This is a genomic window from Lactobacillus mulieris, assembly GCF_007095465.1.
GTDB classification, from domain to species: Bacteria; Bacillota; Bacilli; order Lactobacillales; family Lactobacillaceae; genus Lactobacillus; species Lactobacillus mulieris.
Window position 1 is genome coordinate 1 of sequence record NZ_SDGL01000033.1, and the last position, 1,343, is coordinate 1,343.

Genomic DNA, 1,343 nt, shown 5'->3' on the forward strand with positions numbered 1-1,343 from the left:
TTTCGTATAACCTCTCGCGAGAACAGATACTACTATACAGGGTTTAATGCCTTTCGTCAAACTTTCTTTTTTGTTCGTATTTTGATAAATCTTTAAATACTTTGCAACTTTTTATAAAAAATATGTTATTTTTACCAAACTATTCAACTTTAAAAACCTAAACGTTGTAAATATAGTTCGTATTTAGCTTATTTTATGTCATTTTTTTATAAAACTTTTTTTGAATTTTTTTAGCATAAAACAAAAAAGTCTTAAGTATCAATGAAACTCAAGGCTTTTCTCTATTAAAAATTATCTTTTTTATAATTTCTATAAATCGCAATTACTAAAACTATCAAAGCACAAGCAATTGCTACGTATGCCATTTCTCCTACGCTTAATGCATTGCGCACGCTAATATTTTGATCTTGCGCATACTTATTGATTAAAAAATCCATTACTTTAGGAGTAATAGCGAAACTAACCAATGATACTATTCCACCAATTAAAGAAGCTCGTCTTGAATATGGCTCTTTAAAGAAATTAGACAAGACACAGATAGCCGGAGCAACCATTAATAAAAAGATCCACAAAATAATCATCAAACCAGCTGGGTCATTCATAAATTGAGAGGTATTTGAAGCATACCTATATGTTCCCCAAAAAGATCCTCCTGTTACTGTATTAAGTAAGCTTAAAATATATGAACCTTGTTGACCATATTTTCCCGTATTAGATAAAATTCCTTGAATCGTTTGCAAACCATCTTGAGTGCCTGCACTAGTAAAATCTACACTAACAACTTTTCTCATATATGTAGCTAAAAACATTAAAACACTCGCACCCATTTGTAAACTTTTTAGTATGCTGAGTTGTCTAGATGCTTTTAAATGAAATTCAATGCTCAATACCCGATTCGGATGATGGCTACGCCCAATAATATAAATTCCAATTGCTGTAACTAATAAAATTAATACCGTTCCTAAATACCAACGGGTAAATAAGGTAATTATTATAGAAACAACAATTGCTACAGAAATATATGGGCGATCAGTCCAAATATTCCAAAAATTAAGCTTATATTTTTGCCCATAAACTTTTTCTCTTTGATATTCTTCTCTAGTAATTTTTTCGCCCATAAAATCACCCTTTCTTTCAAAATATGCTAGCACAAAATATCAATAATAAACACTAATTCATCTTTTTCTTCAATTAATTATAAATAGCAGTGTTAAACTGTTAATAAAACCAATTTAAGGAGCTAAATTATGTCAAAAGATATTTCAGATACGCGTGGTGCTAGTTAAATCTTTCTAGACAATAAGCCAAATTATAAGCTAAAATTGCAATTTCCAACCGGCTTT

1 protein-coding gene is annotated in these 1,343 nt (G+C 29.7%); it reads right to left on the minus strand.

Annotated features, from left to right (window positions below; all coding sequences use genetic code 11):
- Positions 1-284: 284 nt before the first annotated feature.
- The gene (locus ETI37_RS07705; RefSeq protein ID WP_022091339.1) at positions 285-1,118 is read right to left on the minus strand and encodes a hypothetical protein; all 834 of its coding nucleotides are present in this window, start codon (positions 1,116-1,118) and stop codon (positions 285-287) included.
- Positions 1,119-1,343: the final 225 nt, after the last annotated feature.